A 25,755-nucleotide genomic window follows, 5' to 3' on the forward strand; every position below is an offset into this window, starting at 1 on the left:
GGTTGCCGGTCGGCCAGCTAGCGGCCACCGGCCAGCGCAGCGCCGGATCGTCCGCCTAACTGGGGACGATCCGGCACAGTTTCAAGAGGCGCGCCGCGCGACGCCGTCGAGATAGCGGCACAGAAACGTCGCCAGTTCCGGATCGCCGCAGTTGGCGATATTGAAGCGCATCCACGTGGTGGGCGACTGCTGCGGCGAAAACAGGCTGCCGGGCGTCAGCAGGAAGCCGGCTTCGTGACCGGCGGCCGCCAGCGCGCCGGCGTCGACGCCAGTGTCGGCCCACAGAAACATGCCGGCCGTGGGCGTCAGAAACAGCTTCATGCCGGTCTTTTCCAGCATCCGCACGGACTTTTCGCGCACCCCGTCGAGCCGCGCGCGCAACCGCTCGACGTGCCGCCGGTAGTGGCCTTCGGTCAGAATCTTGTACAGCACGCGCTCGTTCAGCTCCGGGCTCGTCATGCCGACCAGCATCTTCTGGTTGCTGACCGCGGTCGCCACGTCCGGCGCGCAGGCAATGAAACCCACGCGCAGATTCGGCGCGAGCGTCTTCGAAAAACTGCCGAGGTAGATCACGCGCTTTAACTGATCGAGGCTGGCGAGCCGCGTGCCCGGATTGCTCGGCGGGCACAGATCGCCGTAAATATCGTCTTCGACGACGATGAAGTCGTACGCTTCCGCGAGGCGCAGGATGCGGAACGCCTGGGCCCCCGTCAGCGACGTGCCGGTCGGGTTTTGCAGCACCGAATTGATGACCAGCATTTTCGGCCGCCACGTCTCGACGAGCGATTCAAGCGCGTCGAGGTCGGGGCCGTCCGGCGTGTACGGCACGCCGACCAGCCGTGCGCCTTGCGACGCGAAACAGCCGAACATCTGGAACCAGGCCGGATCGCCGACGATCACCGCGTCGCCCGGCTTCACGTAGATGCGCGAAATCAGGTCGATTGCCTGCGTGATGCCGGACACCATCACGATCTGATCCGGCGACGCACCGATCTCCAGTTCCTCGAGCCGCGTCTGCAATTGCTGGCGCAGCGGCAGAAAACCCTGCGGGGTGCCGATGCCGAGCATCTGCGCACCGCTTTGCCGGCCGAGCGTGCGCAGCGCGTTGGTGATCAGGTCGCCGTCCAGCCAGCGCGCGGGCAGATAGCCAAGGCCCGGGCTGCGCTCGGGCCGCGCGCCAGTGTACAGCATGTTGCGCAGCAGCCATACGACGTCGATCTTGGTCGGCGCAGGCGCGCCTTGCGCGTGCGGGCGAATCTCCATCACCGTCGCGCCGCCCAGCCGCTCGCGCACATAGAACCCGGAGCCGCGCCGCGACTCCAGATACCCTTGCGCCACCAGCCGCTCGTACGCTTCGACCACCGTGAAACGCGACACCCGCTTGTCGAGCGCGAGCTTGCGGATCGACGGCATGCGCATGCCGGGGCGGAACACGCGTTCCTCGATACGGCGGCGCGCCCACCGGACGAGCTGTTCGACCAGCGTCAGCGCGGACGTGTCGTGCGGGGCGGGAATCTGGGCAAGCGGGACGGACATGGCGGGCTCCAACTGTACCGAACAGTATCGAGTCGATTGTACCGTTACTGTGCCGGTCGCCGCCGCTACATTCGAGAAACAGCAGGGGGGCGACGCGGTGCGGTGCGGCGCGGCCAGCCGGACAACGGTCCAGCCGCTCGCGGGCGTTTGCGGCGACACCGGCCCCAACCCGTCCGCATGGCCCGCCGATCCGGCAAACGGTTATGCTTACGGCCCCGGCAGCGCCGCCAGCACCCCGGCGCGCGTACCGGTCCGCGTAGAAGACCGTTTTTCCTCGATCCGCCATGACAGCCCATCCGCTCCGTCTCGATCACCTCGTAATTTCCGCGCGTACCCTCGACGAGGGCACGCAGTACGTCGCCGACACACTCGGCGTCGCGCCAGCCGGCGGCGGCGCGCATCCGCTGATGCGCACCCACAATCGTCTGCTGAACCTGTGGGGCGGCGTGTATCTGGAAGTGATCGCCGTCGATCCGCAAGCCGCGGCCATGCCGGATGCCGCCGCCGACGGGGACACACCGCGCCCTCGCCTGTTCGCCCTCGACGACCCGGCGACGCACGCGCGGCTGGAAAACGGGCCATACCTGTCGCATTGGGTCGCGCGCGTCGAGCGGCCGAAGCGGCTGTCGCTGTGGCAGGCGCAGTACCCGCAACGCATTGCGCCGATCGTGCCGATGACGCGCGGCGATTTCACGTGGGGCCTGTCGGTGCCCGACGACGGCGCTTTCCCCGGCTGGGAAGGCACGGGCGACGGCGTACTGCCCTCGCTGATCCAGTGGGACTCGCCGCGCCATCCGTCGGACGCGCTGCCGGCCACGGGAATCGCGCTGAAAGCGTTGAAGGCCGTGCATCCGCAAGCCGGGCGGATCAGTGCGCAATTGCAGTGGCTCGGCGCGGCGCATCTGCTCGATTTGCAGGCCGCCGAAGGCGCCCCGGCGCTCGTCGCCGAGTTTGAAACACCTGAGGGTCTACGGACCCTCAAATAAGCCAGCGCGCGCGGGTCGCCGACTCGCGCGATAATTGCAGTTTTGCCCAGTTCCACAGATACCAGCCGAGGAGACCATGGACCAAAGCGACTTGAAAGCCCCTATGTGGCAATTGTCCGAACGCGCGCGCAAGCTCACCAGCTCTGCGATCCGCGAGATTCTGAAGGTCACGGAGCGGCCTGAAGTCATTTCGTTCGCCGGCGGCCTGCCCTCGCCGGCCACCTTCCCGGCCGAGCGCATGCGCGAAGCCGCCGACCGCATTCTGCGCGACAGCCCCGCCGCGGCGCTGCAATACAGCGCGACCGAGGGCTACGTGCCGCTGCGTGAATGGATCGCGCAGCGCTATTCGGTAAACGGCGCGCAGATTCGCGCCAGCCAGGTGCTGATCACCACCGGCTCGCAGCAGGCGCTCGATCTGCTCGGCAAGGTGCTGGTGTGCCCGGACAGCGCGGTGCTGGTCGAAACCCCGACCTACCTCGGCGCGCTGCAATCTTTCTCGATGTACGAGCCGCGCTACGTGCAGGTGGCGACCGACGACCAGGGACTGATCCCCGCCGCGCTCACGCCGGAACTGACGAAGGGGGCGCGCCTGCTGTACGCGCAGCCGAACTTCCAGAATCCGACCGGCCGCCGTCTGCCGCTCGAACGCCGCCGCGCGCTCGCCGAATTCGCGAAGACCGCGCCGTTCCCGGTGATCGAAGACGACCCGTACGGCGCGCTCGACTACGCGGGCGAACCGCTGCCCACCATGCTGTCGATGGCGCCGGATCACATCGTCTATCTCGGTTCGTTTTCGAAGGTGCTCGCGCCGGGCCTGCGGGTCGGCTTCATCATCGCGCCGGAGGAGCTGATCTTCAAACTCGTGCAGGCCAAGCAGGCCACTGACCTGCACACGCCGAGCTTCACGCAGCGCATCGTGCACGAAGTGATCAAGGACGGCTTCCTCGACACGCACGTGCCGACCATTCGCGAACTGTACCGCGATCAATGCGCGGCGATGCTGGCTTCGCTCGAACGCTACATGCCCGAAGGGGTAAGCTGGAACCGTCCGGAAGGCGGCATGTTTATCTGGGTGAAGCTGCCCGCGCAGATCGACAGCATGAAGCTGCTGGAAGAGGCCGTCGCGCAGAACGTCGCATTCGTGCCGGGCGGTCCGTTCTTCGCGGACGAAGCGCAACACAACACGCTGCGTCTGTCGTTCGTCACGGTGCCGCCGGCGAAGATCGATGAAGGCGTCGCGCGTCTGGGCGCGCTGATCCGCGCGAAGATCTGAGCGCTCGTCGCGCGATCTTCACGCGGCTCGCGTGATCGAATTCCACTACTGAATCGAGGACACAACATGGCTCAAACGAATGTGTACGACAAGCTCAAGGAACTGGGCATCGAACTGCCCGTCGCCGGCGCGCCCGCGGCCGCCTATGTGATGAGCGCGCAAAGCGGCAACACGGTGTACCTGTCCGGTCACATCGCGAAGAAGGACGGCAAGGTGTGGACGGGCAAGCTCGGCGCCACGCTCGGCACCGAAGAAGGCAAGGCCGCGGCGCGCTCGATCGCCATCGACCTGCTCGCCACTCTGCACGCGCATGTGGGCGATCTGAACCGCGTCACGCGCATCGTCAAGCTGATGAGCCTCGTCAACTCGACGCCCGAGTTCACCGAACAGCATCTGGTCACCAACGGCGCATCCGAACTGGTCGCCGACGTGTTCGGCGAACGCGGCAAGCATGCGCGCTCGGCGTTCGGCGTCGCGCAGATCCCGCTCGGCGCGTGCGTCGAGATCGAGATGATCGCTGAAGTCGAGTAACGGACTCGCAACAGCAAAACGCATAGAAAAATCCGCGCCGGTAATTCAACCAGCATCGCTGGCGGTTTAACCTGGCAGTCCGTTCAGAACGCGTCGCGAAGTGTTAGCCACTCGCGGCGCGTTTTGCATTTGTGCAAAGGTGGATCGTTGCCGCGCCAGCGGATAGAATCCGCGAATCCCGTTCAACCGTTTGATTCGCTGGACCGCGCCCCATGCCTGCCCGCAATGTTCGTTTCAAACAAGTCGACGTGTTCACGTCGGTGCCGCTCAAAGGCAATCCGCTTGCCGTCGTATTCGACGCCGACGCGCTCGATACGCAACAGATGCAGGCCATCGCGCACTGGACCAATCTGTCCGAAACGACTTTTCTGCTGAAGCCGACCGACCCGGCCGCCGACTATCGCGTCCGCATCTTCACCACGCATGGCGAATTGCCGTTCGCGGGCCATCCGACGCTCGGCACAGCGCATGCATTGCTCGAGAGCGGGTATCAGCCGAAGCAGTCCGGCAAGCTGATCCAGCAATGCGGCGTGGGACTCGTCGAACTCGAGGCGCTGACCGAAGCGGCCAATCCGGCCGATCACGCGCACGCCGCGTGGGCCTTCGCCGCGCCGCCCGCGCGGATCACGCCACTCGCGACGGATCGCTATGCCGCGCTGTCTACGGCTTTACGTAGCGACGCCGTCGACTTCAGCGCCCCACCCTGCGCGGTCGACAATGGTGCGCCCTGGCTCGTGGTCCGTGTGAATTCGGCGCGCGATTGCCTCGCGCTCGAACCCGACAGCGCGGCGCTCGCCGACCTCGTGCATTCGGTCGACACGCACGGGCTCGCGGTATACGGCCCGCACGACGCCGATGGCCCCGCGACCTTCGAGGTGCGCTGCCTGATGGCGGGCGGCGGTTTCGGCATCGGTGAAGACCCCGTCACCGGTAGTGCCAATGCCGCGCTCGCCGGCCTTCTGAGCGCGCAACAGCGGCGTCCGGGTAAGCGCTACACCGCGCGTCAGGGTACCGTGCTGGGCCGCGCCGGACAGGTTTCGGTGCATTACGACGACGCACGCGGCAAGACGTGGATCGGCGGCTCGTCGGTGACGATTATCGACGGCACGTTTTTGCTGCCGTGAGTGCGAAGAAGCGCAAAGAGCTGCGATGACACGCAATCAGCGCGGCGCGCACAATGAATGCATACGCGCCCGCCGCTTCAGTATCCGGATTCAAACAGCGCGCGCCGCATCTCGCCGCGCTTGACCACAAAAAAAGCCGCATCGGTTTAACAATTGATGCAACCGGCATTGCAGCGGACCTTCGAGACCTGGCACACCTGAACACCGAACCCGATGAAATATTCAAAACGAGTGCCATGTCGCGACTGCAAGGCAGATCGCGCCGGCTGCAAATCCAATCGCAGCGGACGATTTGCCGCGCCAGCGTATACCCGATGCCCGGACCCTTCCTTAATCCAGTGGCATTAAGTAATATCGAAACGTACCCGATGACCTGTGGACGGTCAGGCCAGGCATGGCACCACGCCTGCTCCTTGCGCAGCATTTCCGGCACCTTGGTCACCATGCAGCCATCCATGAAATCAGCGCATTCGCAGCTCGTGTGTTTGCAGCCTGCCGGCACTCAGGTACGGGCCGCCCAATGAGTCCATCCCGCTTCGCCGACCAGCGCGAGGTCAAACCTCGCCGCGATCCCGTCGTGTCGCGCCGGCGGGCTTTGCTCGTCATTCCCGCGCTCGGCGTGCTGGTCCTGATCCTGCTTTGGACTGTGATCTTCGCGCGGCTGTCGGTGGAAAAAGAAGCGACTTATCGTGAAGCGATGGCCTCTGCTGCAATTCTCTCCGCGGCGCTGGAGCAGCACACGATCAAGGCGATTCACCAGGTCTATCAGATCACCCGCTTCGTCAAATACGAGTTCGAGAAAACGCCGGATCATTTCGATCTGTCCAGCACGGTCGAAAAGGGCGTCGTGCAAAGCGAGACGCTCGTGCAGGTTTCGTTGATCGATGAGCACGGCAAGCTGATCGCCAACACGGCCGAGCTCAATCCCAAACATATCGACCTGTCCGACCGCGAACACTTCAAGGTCCACGAACACGAGAACGACGACCAGCTGTTTATCAGCAAGCCGGTGCTCGGCCGTGTGTCCGGTCACTGGACCTTGCAGATGACGCGGCGTCTGAATCATCCGGACGGCTCGTTCGCGGGCGTCGTGGTGGTTTCCGAAGACCCCAGCTACTTCACCTCCGACTTCTACAACAACGCTGCGATCGGCCGCGAAGGCGTGATCGCGGTGATCTCGGACAACGGCACCGTGCTCGCGCGGCGCACCGGCAGCGCTGAACAGGCCAACGGCACATTCTCGGCGAGCGGCTCGTATCCGACCTCGGAACATGTATCGGGCACCTATGTCGATTCGATCGACAACGTCACGCGCATCGTCTCGTACCGGCACATCGATGGCTATCCGCTCGGCGTGCTGGTCGGTCTTTCGCAAGCCGAAGAATTCGCTGACTACAACCACACGCGCAACGTCTATCTGCTGATGGCGGGCTTCATCTCGCTCGCGATGCTGAGCTTCTTCGCGGTCGCGACCGGGCTGATCGGCAAACTGCTCGGACGCGAGCGCGAGATGACGCATCTGGTCGAATACGATCTGCTCACCGGCTTGCGCAATCGCTATGCGACGCTGCAAACGCTGCGCCACGACGTGGCGCAGCCGGCCAACCTCGGCCACCTCGCAATCCTCTTCATCGACCTCGACAACTTCAAGACTGTCAACGACACGCTCGGCCACAACGCCGGCGACATCGTGCTGCAAATGACGGCCTCGCGGCTCGCCACCGCGGTCGGGGACGACGGCGCGTTGAGCCGCATCGGCGGCGACGAGTTCGTCGTGGTGATCAAGGGCGACGACGTCGAGAAGCGCGCGGTCACGCTGGCCGAGGCCGCCGCCGAAGCCTTCGCGAAACCCTTCGAAGTACGCGGCAGTTCGTTCGTACTGCATGCGAGCATCGGCATTGCGCTGTATTCGGTGGCCAACGAGAGCGAGATCGACCTGCTGAAGAAAGCCGACCTCGCGATGTACAGCGCCAAGGACGCGGGCAAGAACTGCTACCAGTTCTATTCGCCGCACCTGTCGCATCGCGCGGATCATTTGATGAAGTGGGAGCAGCAGCTGCGCGTGGCCCTCGCCGAAGGGCAACTGTTTCTCGCCTATCAGCCTAAGATCGATCTGACCGCGCGCTGCATCACCGGCTTCGAGGCACTGGTGCGCTGGAATCACCCGCAGCACGGCCTGATTCCGGCAAACGAATTCATTCCGGTGGCCGAGTCGACCGGCCTGATCGTGCCGATCGGCGACTTCGTGATCGAGACCGCCTGCCGCCAACTGGCGCTCTGGCAACAACAGGGCTACGACACGTTGTCGCTCGCGGTGAACATCTCCGCGGTGCAGTTCTGGCGCGGCGATCTGTACGAAACCATCTCGCATGCGATCGAGGAAACCGGCATCTCCGCGCGCCGCCTCGAACTCGAAATCACCGAGACGGCGATGATGGAATATCCCGAACTGGTGTCGGAGAAAATCTTCGCGTTGAAGCGCCTCGGCGTGCGTATCGCGCTCGACGACTTCGGCACCGGCTATTCGTCGCTGTCCTATCTGAACCGCTTTTCAGTAGACACGCTGAAGGTGGACCGTTCGTTCATCCAGGCAATTCCCGGCGACCGCAGCGTCTGCGTGATGGTCACCGCGATCGTCAATCTGGCGCGCTCGCTCGGACTGACGGTGGTGGTCGAAGGCACCGAAACCGAAGAGCAGATCGCATGGCTCTCGGCGCTGGGTCATATCGAGGCGCAGGGTTTCCTGTTCTCGCGCCCGGTGCCGGTGGAAGCGATCCCCGCGCTGCTCGAACGCTTCGGCGTATGCGGGATGACAGGCCGTCGCGCCGCGCGTGAAACCGACCGCACCAGCAGCGTCTCCAGCACCAACGACTAGCGCGGCGCCTCTCGCCATCGCACTGGAAAACCGGCTAGATTCACGCTGTACTACGTCAGAGCGTGATGCCGGTCGCGAGCCGCGTCACTCCAGACACCAATGATCCAGAAGGCGGGCGCCCGCGTGCCGGGCCCCCGTGGCGCCATGCAGACGATCACGAGCCAGGGTGCTGTCAGACGAGGGGAACGGGAACCGCTATGGACGCTGTTTCGGGTCGTGTTCGGCCTGTCGGCGTTGTCATGGGGCGGCCTCGCGCTGATGGCGCAACTCGAACACCACTACGTCGAACGTGAGGGGCGGCTCTCGCGGGTCGCGTTCTCGGATCTGATCGCGCTGGCGTGGATGGTGCCCGGTCCGGTGGGATGCAACGTCGCCGTGCAACTGGGCCACGCGCTGCGCGGACGTTCCGGCGCATGGGTCTCGGGCATCGCCAGCGTGCTGCCCTTCTTCATGCTGATGACGCTGTTCGCGATCTTCTACCGCTCGCCGCTCGTACGCGTCGCCGCTTCGCAAACGCTGCTCAATCACTTCAGCGTGGTGCTAGCCACGCTGATCGCGATCACCTGGTACAAGCAGACACGCGCGCTGGTGCGCGGCAGGCTCGAATGGATCGCAGCGGTGCTGGGTTGCGTGGCGCTCTTTTATGCGCGCAGCGCCGCCGCTTATGTCGTGATGCTCGGCGCGGCCTTCGGCGCCGGGTGGTTCACGAGCCCGGTGCGCGACAGCCGCCTCGTGGTATCGCTGCGGCGCGCCGACTGGCTGATGCTGATCTCGCTATGCGTGTTGCTGATGCTGTTCGCGCTGCCGTTGCCACATCGCTATGAACTCGCGCTATTGTGGCTGCGCCTCGCCGGTGCCGGCATGACCTTGTTCGGCGGCGGCTTCTCGGCGTTGCCGGTGCTCAAGACGCTGTTCGTCACGCCGGCGGTCGGCGTATCGGATAACGACTTCACGCTGGCGTTTTCGCTGTCGCCGCTCTCGCCCGGACCGCTGTTGAACGTGGTGCCGTTCTTCGGCTACCTGGTGGACGGTTGGGCCGGCGCGCTGATAGCGACGTTCGCGCTGTTCGTGCCGTCGGGCTGCCTCGTCGTGCTGGCGCAACGGCACCTGCATCAGTTGAAGGCGAATGCGCGCTTCGAGCACGGCATGAGAGTTCTGCGTGCGATGACCACCGCGTTCCTTGTGGTCGCGGTACTGCGCATTGCCGCGCATGTGCCGTTCAAACCGGTTTATCTGCTGACCGCGCTGTTCTCCGCGATGTGCTTCGGCAAGCTCAAGGTGCCGGTGTACATCGTGTATGGAACGGTGGCCGTGGTGTGCGGGCTGTGGCTGGCCTATGACGCGCTGCTTTGAATCGAAGCGGCATTAGCAGTGACAGAGACAGAGCGGTAGCCAAAGCCAAAGCCAAAGCGGCAATGGCAACGCCTCCGCAATACCCCAGCCTCAGAATCCGCGCGACAGCACCGCGACGCCGATCGTCACGACGCCGAGCACGATATTGATCAGCACCAGACGCCGAACCGTGCCCACCGCCCGCGCACCATCGGGCCATTTCTGCGCCTGCACTGCGCGGCGAATGCGCGGGAAAACAGCAAAGCGGATATGCCCGAAGATCAGCATCATCACGATGCCGAGCCCAGCCATGGCGTGCAACGGCCACGTGGCGTGACCGCCGCCGAACTGCATGAGCAGAAAGCCGCCGCTGAGCAGAATCACCAGCACCGCCGCGGCGACCCAATTGAAGAAACGGCCGAACACTGACTCCCACAACGGCAGGCGCAATTGGGGCGAAAGATCGGCAATGGCCGGGCGCAAGCAGAAATGCGCGAACACCATGCCGCCCACCCACACCGCGACCGCGAGCAGATGCAGAAAGAGCGCGAGTTCGATAGCTTTGATCATGTTGTTTTCCTCTCCCGACGACGCCGCACCGCCTGGGCGATTGCTATTGATTGGCAGCGGCTATTGAGCGCGTTCGACCGCGCGCTGTGCATGCAGTTCCGGGCGCCCGCAGCTTTCCCGTCGATTTGTAGTTGTTATTGCAGCGCGCCCGATGCCGCGACGCCGCCGCCCCCCGCTCTTTTACTACGCACCACGCTCTTTATCTACCGCGCATGACGAGCGCCTTGCATGCTATCAGACGCTCGCCGCGTGCCACGATCAATTTTGTTAAGCCGCCAGCACCGGACGCATGCCGTCGAGCTTCATCTTGCTCTCCGGCGCGCGGCCCTTGCGCGCGCGCTTGCCCACATGCGGCGCCAGCGCGGCGCCGCTCAGCTTCTCTTCGTCCACGCGGCCGCCGCGGCGCGTACCGATCAATATCACGCCCGCCTGGTTGATCGCCAGCGCCTGCCGCAGCGTTTCGTTGTCGTCGAGCGCCATCAGCGTCACGCCGCGTCCACCGCCCGAGAGCGTCTTCATCTCGTCGAGGCCGAACACCAGCAGACGCCCGCCCGACGACAGACATGCGATCTGCGCGGCGTCGGGCAGTATCGGCATCGGCGCGAGCGGCGCGGCGCCGGCGTCGATCGTCATGAACGACTTGCCGGCCTTCACGCGGCTCACCATGTCGCCAACCTTCGCGACAAAGCCGAAACCGTTGCTCGACGCGAGCAGCAAGGCCTGATCGGCGGAAGCGGCGTAGTAGTGCATCAGGTGGCTGCCCGACTCCAGTTCGATCAGCGACGTGACCGGCACCCCGTCGCCACGCCCGCCCGGTAGCAAGGCCACCGCCACCGAATAGACCCGCCCATTGCTGCCCCACGCGACCAGCGTGTCCGGCGTGCGGCACTGGAACGCCGCGTACAGACCGTCGCCGGCCTTGAACGTGAAGCCCGCCGTATCGAGCCCGTGGCCCTTCAATGCGCGCACCCAGCCCTTCTGCGACACCACCACCGTGACAGGTTCGTCGACCACGCGCGCTTCGAACGTCGCGCGCTTTTCCTGCTGGATCAGCGTGCGGCGCTCGTCGCCGTATTGCTTCGCGTCGCCCTCGATTTCCTTGATGAGCAGACGCTTCATCGCCGGTTCGCTGCCGAGCAGTTCTTCGAGCTTGGCCTTCTCGTCGCGCAGTTCGGACAGTTCCTTTTCGATCTTGATCTTTTCGAGCCGCGCCAGCTGACGCAGACGAATTTCAAGAATGTCCTCGGCCTGACGGTCGGACAGCCCGAATGCGGCCATCAACGCGACCTTCGGTTCGTCCGACTCGCGAATGATGCGGATGACTTCGTCGATATTCAAAAAGACGATCATCCGGCCTTCGAGGATGTGAATCCGGTCGTCGACCTTCGACAAACGATGACGCGTGCGGCGCGTGACCGTGGCGAAGCGGAACGCGATCCACTCGTGCAGGATTTCGCTCAAGCCCTTCTGACGCGGCCGGCCGTCGCCACCGACCATTACCATGTTCAGCGACGCGTTCGACTCGAGACTCGTATGCGCGAGCAGCGAATTGACGAACTCGGTCTGATCGATGCGGCTCGACTTCGGCTCGAACACGAGACGCACCGGTGCGTCCTTGCCGGACTCGTCGCGCACTGCGTCGAGCAGCCCCAGCATGGTCTGCTTGGTCTGCAGCTGCTCGGGCGTGAGCGTCTTCTTGCCGAGCTTGATCTTCGGGTTGGTCTGCTCCTCGATTTCCTCGAGCACCTTCTGTGCGGCCGTGTTCGGCGGCAGTTCGGTGATCACCAGTTGCCACTGGCCGCGCGCGAGGTCTTCGATCTTCCAGCGCGCGCGCACTTTCAGACTGCCGCGGCCAGTTTCATACGCCGCGGAGATTTCCGCTTCGCTCGAAATGATCTGGCCGCCGCCCGGGAAGTCCGGCCCCGGCACGTGCTGCATCAACTCGGCGTGCGACAGCTTCGGATTGCGGATCAGCGCAACCGCCGCGCCCGCAACTTCGCGCAGATTGTGCGACGGGATTTCCGTCGCCAGCCCGACCGCGATGCCCGACGCGCCGTTCAGCAGCACGAACGGCAAGCGCGCCGGCAGCACCTTCGGCTCCTGGAACGAGCCGTCGTAGTTCGCCATGAAATCGACCGTGCCCTGATCGATTTCATTGAGCAGCAGTTTCGCGATCGGCGTGAGACGCGCTTCCGTGTACCGCATGGCCGCCGCGCCGTCGCCGTCGCGCGAGCCGAAGTTGCCCTGGCCGTCGATCAGCGGATAGCGCATCGAAAAGTCTTGCGCGAGACGCACCAGCGCGTCGTACGCAGACTGATCGCCGTGCGGGTGGTACTTGCCCAGCACGTCGCCGACCACGCGCGCCGACTTGACCGGCTTCGCGTTGTCGGCGAGACCCATCTCGTTCATCGCGAACAGGATGCGGCGCTGCACCGGCTTCTGGCCGTCGCAAACGTCAGGCAGCGCGCGGCCCTTGACCACGCTGACCGCGTATTCGAGGTACGCGCGTTCCGCGTAGTTGCCGAGCGTCAGAAAGTCGCCTTCCGGGGGCGGCGGCTCGGTGAAAAGGTCGAGAGTGTTATCGTCGTCCATCTAGATTCCGTATCCGTGTTTGGCTTGAGGCTGGTGTGCGGTGGCAAAGCACGAAGGCGCGAGAGCGCCGTGCTCAGATGTCCGCTTCCACCTCGTTGCCCTTTTCTTCCAGCCAGCTGCGGCGCGACGCCGCTTCGCCCTTGCCCATCAGCATCGTCATGCGGGCGACCGTGGCGTCGTAGTCGAGGTCGCCCAGCGCGACCGGCTGCAGGCGCCGCGTATCGGGGTTCATCGTGGTGTCCCACAGTTGCTCCGCGCTCATTTCGCCGAGGCCCTTGAAGCGGCTGATCGACCATTGAGATTCGCGCACGCCGTCCTTGCCCAGCTTGTCGAGAATCGCTTCGAGTTCGCCTTCGTCGAGCGCGTACAGCTTCTGCGCCGGCTTCTTGCCACGCGCGGGCGCGTCGACGCGAAAGAGCGGCGGACGCGCGACGCACACATGGCCGCGCTCGATCAGTTGCGGGAAATGTTTGAAGAACAGCGTGAGCAGCAACACCTGGATGTGCGAACCGTCGACGTCCGCGTCCGACAGAATGCAGATCTTGCCGTAACGCAGATTCGACAGGTCGATCTTGTCGTCCGGGCTGTGCGGATCGACGCCGATCGCCACCGAGATGTCGTGCACCTCGTTATTCGCGAACAGGCGGTCACGCTCGGTTTCCCACGTGTTCAGCACCTTGCCGCGCAGCGGCAGGATCGCCTGGTATTCCTTGTCGCGGCCCATCTTCGCGGAGCCGCCCGCCGAGTCGCCCTCGACGAGGAACAGTTCGTTGCGGCCGATTTCCGTCGACTCGCAATCGGTCAGCTTGCCCGGCAACACGGCGACGCCCGAGCTCTTGCGCTTCTCGACCTTCTGCCCTGCGCGCGTGCGCGCCTGCGCCTGCTTGATCACCAGGTCAGCGAGTTTCTTGCCGTGCTCGACGTGCTGATTGAGCCACAGCTCGAGCGCCGGCCGCGCGAACGACGACACCAGCTTGACCGCGTCGCGGCTATTCAACCGCTCCTTGATCTGCCCTTGGAATTGCGGATCGAGCACCTTCGCCGACAACACGAACGACACGCGCGCGAATACGTCTTCCGCGAGCAGCTTCACGCCCTTCGGCTGCAGGTTGTGCAACTCGACGAAGCTCTTGACCGCCTGATACAGACCGTCGCGCAAACCCGATTCGTGCGTGCCGCCCGCGGGCGTCGGAATGAGGTTGACGTACGACTCGCGCATCAGCGTGCCTTCCTCGCTCCACGCGACCACCCATGCGGCGCCCTCGCCTTCGGCGAAAGTCTCTTCGCTCGAACGCGCGTTTTCGGCGTAACGCTCGCCCTCGAACAGCGGAATCAGCAGGTCGCTGCCGTTCATGCCTTCGAGCAGATAGCCGCGCAGGCCGTCCTCGTATTTCCAGCTTTGCTGCTCGCCGGTTTTCTCGTTGATCAGCGTGACTTCGACGCCCGGCAGCAGCACCGCTTTCGAGCGCAGCAGACGTTGCAGTTCGCCGAGCGGCAGGTTCGGCGAGTCGAAGTATTTCGGATCGGCCCACGCGGTGACGCGCGTGCCGGATTTTTTGTCGCCCTTCGCGGCGGTCCGCACTTCGAGCTGCCTGGCGACGTCGCCGTGGGCGAAGCTCAGTTCGGCGACCTTGCCGTCGCGCCACACGGTGACGTCGAGGCGCGTGGACAGCGCGTTGGTGACCGACACGCCGACCCCGTGCAAGCCGCCCGAGAACGTGTAGGCGCCGCCGGCGGCCTTGTCGAACTTGCCGCCCGCGTGCAGGCGCGTGAACACGATCTCGACGACCGGCACGCCTTCTTCCGGATGTAGGCCGAACGGAATGCCGCGGCCGTCGTCTTCGACCGAAACCGAATGGTCCGCGTGCAGCGTGACCGTGATTTGCCGGCCGTAGCCGCCGAGGGCTTCGTCCGACGCGTTGTCGATGACTTCCTGAATGATGTGCAGCGGATTCTCGGTGCGGGTGTACATCCCGGGCCGTTGCTTGACCGGCTCCAGGCCCTTCAACACCTTGATCGACGCTTCGCTATACGCGGCGTTTGGCTTTTTCGTAGACATGGTTGACTCGGGTGCGTCGGTTCATCGTTGTCCACAGGTCCTGTGGAAAGGTCCGTGGACAATGCGTTGAGTTTTCAAAAAAAGCGAAACGAAACAACAGGGTTAGGTGGGGTGCCCGCAGTGCGGGCAAGCTGTTTTGTCGCGCGGCCTCCCGTTGGCGCGCCCGACGGCGCTCACTGGCACGACCAGGCCGGTGCGAACGCGGGGGAAGCCTGTTCGCGGGGTATTTTACTGATTTCGATAGCCGCGGCAATTGACCATTCTCTGGATTGGCCGTCTGGATAAGTCGCGGCGGGCGCTACGCACAGACGGGCGGCGTGCGGCGCGTCACGACTCGAAGCCCGCCGCGCCGCGGTGCACGTCGCTTTTGTACCGCATCTTGCAGCTTGCTGCCGCGGCGCGCCGAGATCGCGCGGCGCTTCACTTCACTTGCGCCGGTTTTCCAGTTCGTCCCAACGCTCGAGCGCGATCAGCAGCTCTTCTTCGATCTCGGCGTACCGCTCGGTTAGACGTGTTCCTTCGCGCGCGTCTTTCGCGAACACGGAACCGTCTTCGAGTTGCGCGCCGATGGCTTTCTGCTCGGCTTCGAGCTCGGCAATCGTCTTCGGCAGCGCCTCCAGTTCCCGCTGCTCCTTGAACGACAGCTTTGCCGCGCGCTGCGTGTTGCGGCCTGCGGAACTGTCTTTGGCCGGCGCCGCGTCTTTGGCCGCTTCCTTGCCGGCCGCTTTCTGCGCGTCCAGCGCGATCTGCTGCGAGCGGTCGCGCTGGATCTGCCAATCCGTAAATCCGCCGACGTACTCGCGCCACTTGCCCTCGCCCTCCGACGCGATCACCGAGGTCGCGACGTTGTCGAGAAACGCGCGGTCGTGGCTGACCAGCAGCACCGTACCGTCGTATTCCGTGAGCAGTTCTTCGAGCAGTTCGAGCGTGGGGATGTCGAGGTCGTTGGTCGGTTCGTCGAGCACCAGCACGTTGGCCGGGCGCGCGAACAGACGCGCGAGCAGCAGACGGTTGCGCTCGCCGCCCGACAGCGACTTGACCGGCGAACGGGCGCGCTCCGGCGCGAACAGGAAGTCGCCGAGGTAGCTCATCACGTGCTTCTTCTGGCCGTTGACTTCGACCCACTCGCTGCCCGGGCTGATGGTATCGGCGAGACTCTTTTCCAGATCGAGTTGCGCGCGCATCTGGTCGAAGTACGCGACCTGCAGATTGGTGCCGACGCGCACCGTGCCCTCGTCCGGCGCGAGGTCGCCGAGGATCATCTTGAGCAGCGTGGTCTTGCCGGCGCCGTTCGGACCGACGAAGCCGATCTTGTCACCGCGCATCACCGTGGCCGTGAAGTTGTCGACCACCGTGCGCGAACCGTAGCGCTTGGTCACGTCGGTCAGCTCCGCGACGATCTTGCCGGACTTCTCGCCCTGGCCGACGTCGAGCTTGACGTTGCCCTGCACGTTACGGCGCTCGGCGCGCTCGTTGCGCATCTGCACGAGCCGCGCGATCCGGCCGACGCTGCGGGTGCGGCGCGCTTCGACGCCCTTGCGGATCCACACTTCTTCCTGCGCGAGCAGTTTGTCGGCCTTGTCGTTTTCGACGCGTTCGATTTCCAGTTGCTGCGCCTTGCGCGTCTGGTACGCCGAGAAGTTGCCGGGATACGACAGCAGACGCCCGCGATCCAGTTCGACGATACGCGTCGCGACGCGGTCGAGGAACGCGCGGTCGTGGGTGATGAACAGCAGGCCCGCGCGCAGCGACACGAGCAGTTCTTCGAGCCAGCGGATGCCGTCGAAGTCGAGGTGGTTGGTCGGCTCGTCGAGCAGCAGCACGTCCGGCTGCACGACCAGCGCGCGCGCCAGCGCGACGCGCTTTTGCATCCCGCCCGACAGCGAACCGACCCGCGCCTCGCCGTTCAGACCGATTTGCTGCAGCGTGGTGGCCACCCGAGTGCTCCAGTTCCACGCGTCCGACGTGTCCAGCGACGATTGCAGCGTGTTCATGCGCGCCATCAGCGCGTCGTGCTGCGCACCTTCGGGCTCATCGGCGAGCTGGTTGGCGACCGCGTCGTATTCGTCCAGCAGCGCGCGGGCGTGCGTGAGGCCGGCGGCGACCGCGTCGAACACCGTGTCGTCAGTGTCGAACTCCGGCTCCTGCGGCACGTAGACCGTGCTCAGATTCTGCTGACGCGAGATGAGGCCGTCGTCAGGCTTCGTGAGGTCGGCGACGATCTTCAGCAGCGACGACTTGCCCGCGCCATTGCGTCCGATCAGCCCAACGCGTTCGCCCGCTTCGAGAGAGAAATCCGCGTGATCGAGCAACGCGACGTGACCGAACGCCAGTTGGGCGCCGGTAATGGTGTAGAGCGACATGGAGAATTGGAGAAGACAGCGATGAGTCGGAACTGCCCATTGTACCGGGCGCGCGGCCGGGTGCCTGTATGCCGGAAGAGATAGGCAGAATGGCCGGCTTGCGGGGCGCGCACGGGGCGGTGGCGAACCTTGGCGGCGGGCTCGGCGGCAGAAGGAGGACGAACCTCGGCGCTGCGTCGATGCGAGCCGCCAGAGACGCCGGCTAGCGCTAACGGACGGACAATCGCCGCGCGCGCCCTTCCGGTCATCCAGGGCGGCGGGCGGCTTACTTCACGTGCACCGTGATGGTCTTGCTCATTTCCGGACCGTACGACCGATGGGCGCCGTCGCCGAATTGCAACGTCAACGTATGGTCGCCCGGCGGCAAGGTCAGATCGGTCTCGGTCTGGCCCTTGCCGAAGTGCAGCGACTTGTCGCTGACAGGAATCACCTCGCCCTTGGGCAGAGGCTTGCCGTCGATCAGCAGATGATGATGGCCGGTGCCATCCGTCATCGTGCCAGCCGGCGCGATCTTCATTCCCTGCACGCCGAATTCGACGTGCACCGGATTGCTGACGCTCGCGCCATCCGCCGGCTGCACGAAGGACACGCTCGCGGCCTGCGCCACACCCGAGACGGCGAGCAATCCGGCCAATGCGGCACCAGCCAGCCACTTGTGTTTGAACATCGTAGTTCTCCTTTAGGAAACGGGAGCCAGACACGGGATCTTGGCGGTGACGGCGAGCGCGACGCGCCTGTCGCCGTCAACTGAGACCGATCGTCGCATTTCATGCCGGATGCGTTGCGCGCCTGTCTATTCAGTTAGCTGCGGATCACAGCATACATGCTGTGGGTGACATGGTCCGTCCAGTGGGTTCCGGAGGGTCCCCGACGCGTTGCGGCGGCGCCGCAACGGCAATTCACGGTCGGATTGACAAATTCCGGTAACATTGCGCGTTGCCGCGCTGCCAAAAAAAGGGGCAGACTAAGCGGGCCATTGCATTGAACTATAGAAGAGTGCGTCGTGAGCGAAGTAATTGAAGTGATCGAATACAAGAGCTGGGTCTGCCTGATTTGCGGCTGGATCTACAACGAGGAAGAAGGCCTGCCCGAAGAAGGCATCGCGCCGGGCACGCGCTTCGCCGCGATTCCGGAAGACTGGCGCTGCCCGCTGTGCGATGTCGGCAAGGCGGAGTTTACGGTAGTGGAGTTTTGAGGTGGGTTGATTGAAATGGGGTGGCTGGTGATGGCGTTGCCGGTTGTGACGCCTCCAGGCCAAGCCGGCTTCCAGCCAGCGTCCCCGCGATCCACACGGCCCAGCAGGCAATGCCGCTGGGCCGTTTGCTTTGTAGAACGGCCTCGCCGCCCTCCTCGCGCCCGGGCGTGTTTGATATACTCTGCGCTCGCTGGCGAAATTTGGACTCGCCCAATCCTCGCGGACCTCGTCCGGTGGCAGGGTTGCTGCGAATAGTCCGGTTCGGTCCTCTCCCTGTAGTTCAATGGATAGAACAAGTGCCTCCTAAGCGCTAGATACAGGTTCGATTCCTGTCAGGGGGACCAGCCACCAACTCTCAGCTTCCGCTGACGCATCACCGCATCGAAGCCTCGCGCCATACCCCTTCGCGATCGGCGCAACCCAAAAATCTCACCAAAACCCGGTTCGGGTTCGTATTGGTAAGGCTCGGCGCGAATGCGAGATCCGTACGAGGTCATCGCAGTTCAGGCATGCGCGCCTCAGCCTCGTTGAGCAGCTTGCAAGCAGCGCGACCGGCCCTGCCAGATCACAGCACCCAGCCACGCCACCCCGTTAGGACATCATCAAGACGGCCGCTTCGGAATATTCAGCCCCCTCTCCACCGCCGGACGCGCAATGAAGGCAGCTAGCGCACGCGTCACATTCGGAAAGTCCTGAATGCCGACCAGTTCACCCGCTTCGTAGAAGCCGGCCAGGTTGCGCACCCACGGAAAAGTAGCGATATCCGCAATCGAATACTTGTCACCGAGAATCCACGCACGTCCTTCGAGCTGCTGTTCCAACACACCGAGCAGCCGCCTCGATTCGGCGACGTAGCGATCGCGCGGACGCTTGTCTTCGTATTCCTTGCCGGCGAACTTATGGAAGAAGCCCACCTGGCCGAACATCGGGCCGATCCCGCCCATCTGGAACATCACCCACTGGATCGCTTCATAGCGGCCAGCGGCGTCCTGCGGAATGAACTGGCCGCTCTTGTCCGCGAGGTAAATCAGGATCGCGCCGGACTCGAAGAGCGGCAGCGGTTTACCGTCCGGGCCGTGCGGATCGAGGATCGCCGGGATCTTGTTGTTCGGATTGAGCGACCGGAACTCTGTCGTCATCTGATCGTCGGTATCGAAGCGCACGAGATGCGGTTCATACGGCAGCCCTGTCTCTTCAAGCATGATCGAAATTTTCACGCCGTTCGGCGTCGGCAGCGAATAGAGCTGGATCCGGTCAGGATGCTCGGCGGGCCATTTCTTCGTGATCGGAAAAGCGGATAAATCGGTCATGGAACGGTGTCACCCTTGTGCGTGAGTCGTGCGAGTTGGAACGCGAAACGGGCGCGAGGCGAACGGCGTCGTGGGACGATCGGACTCGCAGACCCGAGCGCGGGACCGCCCAATATAAACCGACTCGCGTTAGCGCGTGCGCGGCCGCCTCAGCGGGCGCGAGGCGCGAACGCGAGCACGTTGCGCTTCGCCGCCGCCTTCAATCGAGGCCGATGAACGCGCCTCACAAACGCAACCCATGGACGCGCTTGCACGAGTCAGCGACTAACCGCTCAACCCCGGCGACATCCCCAGCGACTCAGCTCAGCCCTCGCCAACACGGCCGAAAATACCCGCCTCGCTCGGCCGCAAATCACACGCGGCCAAAACGCTCACCACAGATCCTTGGTCGCCGTGCCCGCGCGCAAGTTATACCCTTCACGCCACAACGCCGCGCCGACCGTCAACAGCAGCGTCTTCTGCTCGCCGTCGAGCAATTCCCACGCGGTCGCGAGCCAGGTGGCGAAACTCGCGCAGGTGGGCTCGAGGTCGGCGGGTGTTTTGCCTTCCAGGTACTGCCGTTCGAACATCGAAAGTATTTTTTCGGGTGTCATTGGCGCTACCTCTGTGTGGGATGCGCCAAGTCTAAAGGCGACACCCCACACACGGAATGCCTCGCAACGCCGATCGCGGGTTACTCCCAGGCGAAAATCGCCAGGCATCCACGGCTACGCGTCACCAACGACAGCAATCTCGTAATGCCCCCGTCCCGCGTCCCCAGGAAGCGGAAAGAAAACAGGAAAACGAAAACACCAAAGAGAAAGAGGCGCCGAAGCGCCTCCTTCCGCCACCTGGCAACAAGCACGCCGGCAGCAGCAATTGCAACCGGCCTTACGGCATGTTGCGCTTGGCGTTGTCCTTGGCGTCTTCCTTGGCATCGCCGTAGGCCTTCTGCACCTTGCCCGCGCCTTGCTGCAGGTCGCCCTTCGCTTCTCTCGCCGGGTTATTGGTAGCCTTGCCAACGGCCTCGTTGACCTTGCCCTTGACCTGTTCGCCCACACCCTTCACCTGGTCCTTGTTCATGTTCGGCTCCACTTTTGGAATGCCGGCGCGACATTACGCCAGTATCCGTATTCAGCAACGGGTATGCCCGAGGCTGTCGGCGGCCCGATGCATCGACGAAGGCCGTCGAAAAAAAATTAATAAAATGCCTAAAGTTTGACGAAAACGTGCCGTAAAAGGGCCATGGAGGCGCCATGGACCGCACACCCGCTATGCTTTCCGGATCATCTCAAGCCACGCTGCACGAGCGCGACATCGCGCATATTGCGCGCGTGATGGGCATGTCTTTACGCGGCGACCTTGCCGGCCCGATTTTGCCGCCCGCCTATTGGCGCAAGCGTCTGCACCAGTTGCTCGACAGCGGCCATCTGTCTCACGCGCAGCTCTGCACGGTCGACAGCCTGCTGCTGCAACTCCAGCAGTTCGAAACCGCGGCGCAACCAGCATTGGACGAGCCGGCGCCGAGCGCTGCCGCCCCGTTTCCGCCGCCTTACCCCTCCTGCGCCAGCCGCGCCGGCTGACGCTCGCCGCGCATCGCCGGCGCTTGCGGCCGGCCTGCCCGACCTGCCTTTACCTCGATAAAAAAAGCCGCGAATCACATCGCGGCCTCAAACACACGTCGCAACGCGAGGAATTCGCGTCACGCCGACAGCCTACACATTCCACTGTGACAAACAGATCTAGCCGCCGACACCCTTGGTCCGGCCGGAAATTTTCCGCCCATACGCCGTGAAAATAGGAAAAACGGGACGGCCTTAGGTCATAATGTCCGCAAAAATTCCCAGCAAGGACGCCCGTGACCCTCGCCGCACCGCTCAACCTGCTCCGGCAGGCACGCGCCCGCTTCACTCAACGCGAAATCGCCGCGCATGTCGGCAAGGACATCAAGACGGTACGCCGCTGGGAAAAAGGCGAAACGCCATGCCCGGCCATGCTGGAGCCGGCCTTGCGCGATCTGCTGCAGCAAGGCGCGCGGGCGACGAACGGCGCCGCAGCCGGAGCGCAGTTTCGTTTCATCGATCTGTTCGCCGGCATCGGCGGAATCCGGATGGGCTTCGAAGCGCACGGTGGCGATTGCGTGTTCACGAGCGAATGGAACGATTTCTCCATCAAGACGTATCGCGAAAACTATCCCGGCGGCGGCGAGCACACGCTGATCGGCGACATCGTCTCCTTCCCCGCCGAAGACGTGCCGAGTCACGACGTGCTGCTCGGCGGCTTCCCGTGCCAGCCGTTTTCGATCGCCGGCGTCAGCAAGAAAAACGCGCTGGGCCGGCCGCACGGTTTCGAATGCACTACGCAAGGCACGCTCTTTTTCGACGTCGCGCGAATCATCGCGGCCAAGCGCCCCGCCGCGTTCCTGCTGGAGAATGTGAAGAATCTGCTGTCGCATGACAAGGGCCGCACGTTCGACGTGATCCTGCAAACCTTGCGCGACGAACTCGGCTACGAGGTGCATTACCGCGTCGTCGACGGCCAGCATTTCACGCCGCAGCATCGGGAGCGCATTATCATCGTCGGCTTTCGCGGAAAGACGGCGTTCTCGTGGGACGACCTGCAACTGCCCGAACAGGGCCCACGGCTCGGCTCGATTCTGCATCGCACGGACGGCAGCGAACCGGTGCTGCCGTGGGACCACGACCGCTTCTTCGACCACACCGCACAGCGCGTGCAGCCGAAGTACACGCTGACACCGAACCTGTGGGCCTATCTGCAAAACTACGCGGCGAAACACCGGGCGGCGGGCAACGGCTTCGGCTTCGGCATGGCGTATCCAGATAGCGTCACGCGCACGCTGTCGGCGCGTTATCACAAGGACGGCTCCGAGATTCTGGTCTATCAGGGCGAAGCGCTGCGCCCGCGCCGCCTGACGCCGCGCGAGTGCGCGCGGCTGATGGGCTTTCCCGACACCTTCAGGATTCCGGTCAGCGATACACAGGCCTACCGGCAATTCGGCAACAGCGTCGTCATGCCGGTGATGCGCGAAGTGGCGCGCATCATGCTGCCGCATGTGCAAACTTTGCTCGCCGAGGACAACCGCCATGGTTCGAAGCAAGCCCTCTCGCTGTACGCGTGAGCGACGCCGCGCGATAGCCGCCCGGCGGCCCGATCACCGCGCATTCCGGCACTGAGACATGGTCGATATCGTCGATAGCGCGACGCGCAGCCGGATGATGTCCGGCATCCGCGGCCGCAATACCAAACCGGAGATCCTGATCCGCAGCCTGCTGCATCGGCAGGGCTTCCGCTTCCGCCTGGACGCGCGCGATCTGCCGGGACGCCCGGACATCGTGTTGCCGCGTTATCGCGCGGTGGTGCTGGTGCACGGCTGCTTCTGGCACGGCCATGACTGCCATCTCTTCAAATGGCCGCAAACCCGGCCTGAGTTCTGGCGCGAGAAGATCGGCCGCAATCGCAGCAATGACGACAAGGTTCGCGACGCGCTTCTCGCCGGCGGATGGCGCGTGGCGGTGGTGTGGGAATGCGCATTGCGAGGCGCCAATCGCGACATCGGCGGTGTGTTGCAGCGGCTCGTCGAGTGGTTGAAGAGCGACGCGCCGAGCTTCGAAGAACGCGGCTGAAAGACGCCTGTAGCGTTGCCGGGCTCGAGCGAATCCGATAGCCGCTGGTGATACACTCGACGAGCTAACCCGGAGTCTCTTTGCGTGCGGCCATGCCCGCGCAGGCCGCATGGTCCGCAGCGAAATCTCACGTTGCGGCGATCCCAGAACCAATCAACAAGGGAGGCACATCATGGCTGATTTCCGTCTCTGGTCCGACGACTTTCCCACCAACGGCTTCATGCCGAAAGCCCACGAGTACAACGACAAGGCGTTCGGCGTGGACGGCGAGAACATCTCACCCGCGTTGCAGTGGGACGCGCCGCCGCCCGACACCCAAAGCTTCGCGCTCACCGTCCACGATCCCGACGCGCCGACCGGCAGCGGCTTCTGGCACTGGGTCGTGGTGAACATTCCGGCCGACGCCCGCTCGCTGCCGCGCAACGCCGGCAAGGCGGACGGCTCGCTGCTGCCGCAAGGCGCGCTGCAGGTGCGCAACGACTACGGCACGGTCGGCTTCGGCGGCGCCGCGCCGCCGCGCGGCGACCGGACGCATCGCTACATCTTCCGGCTGCATGCGCTGAAGGTGCCGCATTTGCCCATCAACGCGGACACCACCAACGCGGTCGCCCGCTTCATGACGCATCTGAACGAGATCGACTCGACCACCCACACGGGACTGTACGAACTCAAATAGACGATCGGCAGCGCTGTCGGCGCCCGGTCGCGGCGCCGGCAGCTTCGCCGGTTCGCGTTCGACGGCGCCCGACGCGGTCTTTCGACGACGGCTTGCCGCGCGTGTGAGCCATCTCATCACCCGAGCGTCGCGCCGTCCCACTACAAATCAAACAAGCGATGCACGTAAAACCCTCGCGCAACGACAGCCCCCAGCCGGCCGCAACAGCCGGAGCAGCTTCTCCCGACGCCCCCGGCGCCTCGCGCGCGCACGAAGCCGAACAAGGCCTGCCGATTCCGCAGCGCTACTGGGCGATGCTGGTCATCGCACTCGCGCTCACGCTCGCGGTGCTCGACAGCGCGATCGCCAACGTGGCCTTGCCGACGATCGCGCGCAACCTGCGCGCGAGCGCGGCCGGCTCGATTTGGGTCGTCAACGCGTATCAGCTCGCGGTCACCATTTCGCTGCTGCCGCTCGCCTCGCTCGGCGACCGCATCGGCTACCGGCGCATCTACCTGAGCGGGCTGATTCTGTTTACGGTGGCCTCGTTCGGCTGCGCGCTGTCCACGTCACTGCCCACGCTCGCGCTGGCCCGCGTGATTCAGGGCTTCGGCGCGGCGGGCATCATGAGCGTGAATACCGCGCTCGTGCGCATGATCTACCCGCCCACTCAACTCGGGCGCGGCGTCGCGATCAACGCGATGGTGGTCGCAGTGTCGTCGGCGGTCGGGCCCACGGTGGCCGCCGGCGTGCTCGCGGTCGCGTCGTGGCCGTGGCTGTTCGCGATCAATGTGCCGATCGGCATCGCGGCGATCATCGGCGGCTTCAAGGCGCTGCCGATGAACCCCGGCCACGAGTCGCCCTACGACTACCTGAGCGCGGTGATGAACGCGTTCGTGTTCGGACTGCTGATTTTCGCGGTCGACGGCCTCGGCCACGGCGAGCGCTTCGGCTATATCGCCCTCGAAGCGATCGGCGCGCTGGTGATCGGCTACTTCTTCGTGCGCCGCCAGTTGACGCAGCCCGCGCCGCTGCTGCCGATCGATTTGTTGAGGATTCCGGTGTTCGCGCTGTCGGTCGGCACGTCGGTCTGCTCGTTCTGTGCGCAGATGCTCGCCTTCGTGTCGCTGCCGTTTCTGCTGCAGGAAACCCTCGGCATGTCGCAAGTCGAAACCGGCCTGCTGATGACGCCGTGGCCCGCGGTCATCATCATCGCGGCGCCGATTTCGGGCGTGCTGTCGGACAAGGTGTCGGCGGGCTGGCTGGGCGGCGTCGGACTCGCCGCGCTGACGGTCGGCCTGCTGCTGCTCGCCACGCTCGGCGCGCATCCCGAACCCATGCAGATCGCGTGGCGCATGGCCTTGTGCGGCGTGGGCTTCGGCATCTTCCAGTCGCCCAACAACCGCACCATGCTGTCCGCCGCGCCGCGCAATCGCAGCGGCGGCGCGAGCGGCATGCTCGGCACCGCGCGCCTGACCGGGCAGACGCTCGGTGCGGCGCTGGTCGCGCTGATCTTCGGCGTTGCGCCGCAAAATGGGCCGACCGTTTCGCTGTATGTCGCCGCGGGATTCTCGGCGGTCGCGGCGGTGGTCAGCACGATGCGCGTGATGCAGCGAGTTACCACGGAAGCTGCCTGAGGCACTCCGCCACGCAAAGACACGAAGGGCGCGGGGGGCAAGATTGGGGAAGCCCCCCGGGGGGGTTAGTTTTTTTTTGTACCGGGGCCGCCCG

Annotated in this window: 22 protein-coding genes and 1 tRNA gene; 14 read left to right on the forward strand and 9 right to left on the reverse strand. The window is 64.5% G+C overall.

Going from position 1 to position 25,755, the window contains the following annotated elements; all coding sequences use genetic code 11:
* Positions 1–81: 81 nt before the first annotated feature.
* A complete protein-coding gene (locus P0D89_RS32240; RefSeq protein ID WP_408364375.1) occupies positions 82–1,536 on the reverse strand; it encodes an aminotransferase-like domain-containing protein in 1,455 nt (484 codons plus the stop codon).
* A gap of 284 nt (positions 1,537–1,820) precedes the next feature.
* Here P0D89_RS32240 and P0D89_RS32245 point away from each other — a divergent pair, with 284 nt between their 5' ends.
* The 7 genes from P0D89_RS32245 (at position 1,821) to P0D89_RS32275 (ending at position 9,678) form a co-directional block, all read left to right on the forward strand.
* The gene (locus P0D89_RS32245; protein ID WP_408364373.1) at positions 1,821–2,522 is read left to right on the forward strand and encodes a VOC family protein; all 702 of its coding nucleotides are present in this window, start codon (positions 1,821–1,823) and stop codon (positions 2,520–2,522) included.
* 76 nt (positions 2,523–2,598) lie between these two features.
* Positions 2,599–3,795 carry an aminotransferase-like domain-containing protein gene (locus P0D89_RS32250; protein ID WP_408364371.1) on the forward strand — a complete coding sequence of 399 codons (1,197 nt, stop codon included), beginning with the start codon at positions 2,599–2,601 and terminating at the stop codon, positions 3,793–3,795.
* A 66-nt stretch (positions 3,796–3,861) separates the two neighbouring features.
* Positions 3,862–4,326, forward strand: a complete 465-nt coding sequence (locus tag P0D89_RS32255; protein ID WP_042327602.1) for a RidA family protein — start codon at positions 3,862–3,864, stop codon at positions 4,324–4,326.
* 212 nt (positions 4,327–4,538) lie between these two features.
* A complete protein-coding gene (locus P0D89_RS32260) occupies positions 4,539–5,450 on the forward strand; it encodes a PhzF family phenazine biosynthesis protein (RefSeq protein WP_408364369.1) in 912 nt (303 codons plus the stop codon).
* Between the two features lie 53 nt (positions 5,451–5,503).
* On the forward strand, positions 5,504–5,974 hold the full coding sequence (locus tag P0D89_RS32265; RefSeq protein ID WP_408364367.1) for a hypothetical protein: 471 nt from the start codon (positions 5,504–5,506) through the stop codon (positions 5,972–5,974).
* Positions 5,971–8,325 carry a bifunctional diguanylate cyclase/phosphodiesterase gene (locus P0D89_RS32270; RefSeq protein ID WP_408377728.1) on the forward strand — a complete coding sequence of 785 codons (2,355 nt, stop codon included), beginning with the start codon at positions 5,971–5,973 and terminating at the stop codon, positions 8,323–8,325. The genes P0D89_RS32265 and P0D89_RS32270 overlap by 4 nt, the downstream gene beginning before the upstream one ends.
* 144 nt (positions 8,326–8,469) lie before the next feature.
* Positions 8,470–9,678 carry a chromate transporter gene (locus P0D89_RS32275; RefSeq protein WP_408364415.1) on the forward strand — a complete coding sequence of 403 codons (1,209 nt, stop codon included), beginning with the start codon at positions 8,470–8,472 and terminating at the stop codon, positions 9,676–9,678.
* 90 nt (positions 9,679–9,768) lie between these two features.
* Here P0D89_RS32275 and P0D89_RS32280 read toward each other — a convergent pair whose 3' ends face one another.
* The 5 genes from P0D89_RS32280 to P0D89_RS32300 all read right to left on the reverse strand — a co-directional run bounded on the left by P0D89_RS32280 (position 9,769) and on the right by P0D89_RS32300 (position 17,908).
* A complete protein-coding gene (locus P0D89_RS32280; RefSeq protein ID WP_408232995.1) occupies positions 9,769–10,227 on the reverse strand; it encodes a CopD family protein in 459 nt (152 codons plus the stop codon).
* A 267-nt stretch (positions 10,228–10,494) separates the two neighbouring features.
* A complete protein-coding gene (parC, locus tag P0D89_RS32285) occupies positions 10,495–12,819 on the reverse strand; it encodes a DNA topoisomerase IV subunit A (protein ID WP_408364362.1) in 2,325 nt (774 codons plus the stop codon).
* 73 nt (positions 12,820–12,892) lie between these two features.
* The gene (locus P0D89_RS32290; protein WP_408364360.1) at positions 12,893–14,878 is read right to left on the reverse strand and encodes a DNA topoisomerase IV subunit B; all 1,986 of its coding nucleotides are present in this window, start codon (positions 14,876–14,878) and stop codon (positions 12,893–12,895) included.
* Between the two features lie 425 nt (positions 14,879–15,303).
* Positions 15,304–17,241 (reverse strand): ATP-binding cassette domain-containing protein, encoded by a 1,938-nt coding sequence (locus P0D89_RS32295; protein ID WP_408364358.1) that lies wholly within the window; start codon positions 17,239–17,241, stop codon positions 15,304–15,306.
* Between the two features lie 265 nt (positions 17,242–17,506).
* Positions 17,507–17,908 (reverse strand): DUF4399 domain-containing protein, encoded by a 402-nt coding sequence (locus tag P0D89_RS32300; protein WP_408364356.1) that lies wholly within the window; start codon positions 17,906–17,908, stop codon positions 17,507–17,509.
* 336 nt (positions 17,909–18,244) lie between these two features.
* Here P0D89_RS32300 and P0D89_RS32305 point away from each other — a divergent pair, with 336 nt between their 5' ends.
* Complete coding sequence (locus P0D89_RS32305; RefSeq protein ID WP_408364354.1) at positions 18,245–18,436, forward strand: rubredoxin; 192 nt, start codon at positions 18,245–18,247, stop codon at positions 18,434–18,436.
* A gap of 269 nt (positions 18,437–18,705) precedes the next feature.
* Positions 18,706–18,780: transfer RNA gene (locus tag P0D89_RS32310), tRNA-Arg, on the forward strand.
* A gap of 258 nt (positions 18,781–19,038) precedes the next feature.
* On the opposite strand, the gene P0D89_RS32315 is transcribed toward P0D89_RS32310, so the two are convergent.
* The 3 genes from P0D89_RS32315 to P0D89_RS32325 all read right to left on the reverse strand — a co-directional run bounded on the left by P0D89_RS32315 (position 19,039) and on the right by P0D89_RS32325 (position 20,808).
* Positions 19,039–19,746 (reverse strand): glutathione binding-like protein, encoded by a 708-nt coding sequence (locus P0D89_RS32315; protein WP_408364351.1) that lies wholly within the window; start codon positions 19,744–19,746, stop codon positions 19,039–19,041.
* 371 nt (positions 19,747–20,117) lie between these two features.
* Positions 20,118–20,339, reverse strand: a complete 222-nt coding sequence (locus P0D89_RS32320; protein ID WP_149671461.1) for a hypothetical protein — start codon at positions 20,337–20,339, stop codon at positions 20,118–20,120.
* 277 nt (positions 20,340–20,616) lie between these two features.
* Positions 20,617–20,808 (reverse strand): CsbD family protein, encoded by a 192-nt coding sequence (locus P0D89_RS32325; protein WP_408364349.1) that lies wholly within the window; start codon positions 20,806–20,808, stop codon positions 20,617–20,619.
* 173 nt (positions 20,809–20,981) lie between these two features.
* Between P0D89_RS32325 and P0D89_RS32330 the strand changes: the two genes are divergently transcribed.
* From P0D89_RS32330 to P0D89_RS32350, 5 genes are all read left to right on the forward strand, one after another.
* Positions 20,982–21,308, forward strand: a complete 327-nt coding sequence (locus tag P0D89_RS32330; RefSeq protein ID WP_408364347.1) for a hypothetical protein — start codon at positions 20,982–20,984, stop codon at positions 21,306–21,308.
* A gap of 275 nt (positions 21,309–21,583) precedes the next feature.
* Entirely contained in the window at positions 21,584–22,864 is a 1,281-nt protein-coding gene (gene dcm, locus P0D89_RS32335) for a DNA (cytosine-5-)-methyltransferase (RefSeq protein WP_408364345.1), read from the forward strand.
* Positions 22,865–22,922: 58 nt separating this feature from the next.
* Positions 22,923–23,369: a very short patch repair endonuclease gene (locus P0D89_RS32340; RefSeq protein WP_408364343.1), complete on the forward strand. Its 447-nt coding sequence runs from the start codon at positions 22,923–22,925 to the stop codon at positions 23,367–23,369.
* Between the two features lie 172 nt (positions 23,370–23,541).
* A complete protein-coding gene (locus tag P0D89_RS32345; RefSeq protein WP_408364341.1) occupies positions 23,542–24,045 on the forward strand; it encodes a YbhB/YbcL family Raf kinase inhibitor-like protein in 504 nt (167 codons plus the stop codon).
* 158 nt (positions 24,046–24,203) lie between these two features.
* A complete protein-coding gene (locus tag P0D89_RS32350; protein WP_408364339.1) occupies positions 24,204–25,661 on the forward strand; it encodes an MFS transporter in 1,458 nt (485 codons plus the stop codon).
* Positions 25,662–25,755: the final 94 nt, after the last annotated feature.

This window comes from Paraburkholderia sp. RL18-085-BIA-A, assembly GCF_046027075.1.
GTDB lineage: Bacteria > Pseudomonadota > Gammaproteobacteria > Burkholderiales > Burkholderiaceae > Paraburkholderia.

Bases quoted from the DNA above. Each gene is read 5' to 3' on its own strand.
- P0D89_RS32240 (WP_408364375.1), bottom strand. From the start codon at position 1,536: ATGTCCGTCCCGCTTGCCCAGATTCCCGCCCCGCACGACACGTCCGCG.
- P0D89_RS32245 (WP_408364373.1), top strand. From the start codon at position 1,821: ATGACAGCCCATCCGCTCCGTCTCGATCACCTCGTAATTTCCGCGCGT.
- P0D89_RS32250 (WP_408364371.1), top strand. From the start codon at position 2,599: ATGGACCAAAGCGACTTGAAAGCCCCTATGTGGCAATTGTCCGAACGC.
- P0D89_RS32255 (WP_042327602.1), top strand. From the start codon at position 3,862: ATGGCTCAAACGAATGTGTACGACAAGCTCAAGGAACTGGGCATCGAA.
- P0D89_RS32260 (WP_408364369.1), top strand. From the start codon at position 4,539: ATGCCTGCCCGCAATGTTCGTTTCAAACAAGTCGACGTGTTCACGTCG.
- P0D89_RS32265 (WP_408364367.1), top strand. From the start codon at position 5,504: ATGAATGCATACGCGCCCGCCGCTTCAGTATCCGGATTCAAACAGCGC.
- P0D89_RS32270 (WP_408377728.1), top strand. From the start codon at position 5,971: ATGAGTCCATCCCGCTTCGCCGACCAGCGCGAGGTCAAACCTCGCCGC.
- P0D89_RS32275 (WP_408364415.1), top strand. From the start codon at position 8,470: ATGCAGACGATCACGAGCCAGGGTGCTGTCAGACGAGGGGAACGGGAA.
- P0D89_RS32280 (WP_408232995.1), bottom strand. From the start codon at position 10,227: ATGATCAAAGCTATCGAACTCGCGCTCTTTCTGCATCTGCTCGCGGTC.
- parC (WP_408364362.1), bottom strand. From the start codon at position 12,819: ATGGACGACGATAACACTCTCGACCTTTTCACCGAGCCGCCGCCCCCG.
- P0D89_RS32290 (WP_408364360.1), bottom strand. From the start codon at position 14,878: ATGTCTACGAAAAAGCCAAACGCCGCGTATAGCGAAGCGTCGATCAAG.
- P0D89_RS32295 (WP_408364358.1), bottom strand. From the start codon at position 17,241: ATGTCGCTCTACACCATTACCGGCGCCCAACTGGCGTTCGGTCACGTC.
- P0D89_RS32300 (WP_408364356.1), bottom strand. From the start codon at position 17,908: ATGTTCAAACACAAGTGGCTGGCTGGTGCCGCATTGGCCGGATTGCTC.
- P0D89_RS32315 (WP_408364351.1), bottom strand. From the start codon at position 19,746: ATGACCGATTTATCCGCTTTTCCGATCACGAAGAAATGGCCCGCCGAG.
- P0D89_RS32320 (WP_149671461.1), bottom strand. From the start codon at position 20,339: ATGACACCCGAAAAAATACTTTCGATGTTCGAACGGCAGTACCTGGAA.
- P0D89_RS32325 (WP_408364349.1), bottom strand. From the start codon at position 20,808: ATGAACAAGGACCAGGTGAAGGGTGTGGGCGAACAGGTCAAGGGCAAG.
- P0D89_RS32330 (WP_408364347.1), top strand. From the start codon at position 20,982: ATGGACCGCACACCCGCTATGCTTTCCGGATCATCTCAAGCCACGCTG.
- P0D89_RS32340 (WP_408364343.1), top strand. From the start codon at position 22,923: ATGGTCGATATCGTCGATAGCGCGACGCGCAGCCGGATGATGTCCGGC.
- P0D89_RS32345 (WP_408364341.1), top strand. From the start codon at position 23,542: ATGGCTGATTTCCGTCTCTGGTCCGACGACTTTCCCACCAACGGCTTC.
- P0D89_RS32350 (WP_408364339.1), top strand. From the start codon at position 24,204: ATGCACGTAAAACCCTCGCGCAACGACAGCCCCCAGCCGGCCGCAACA.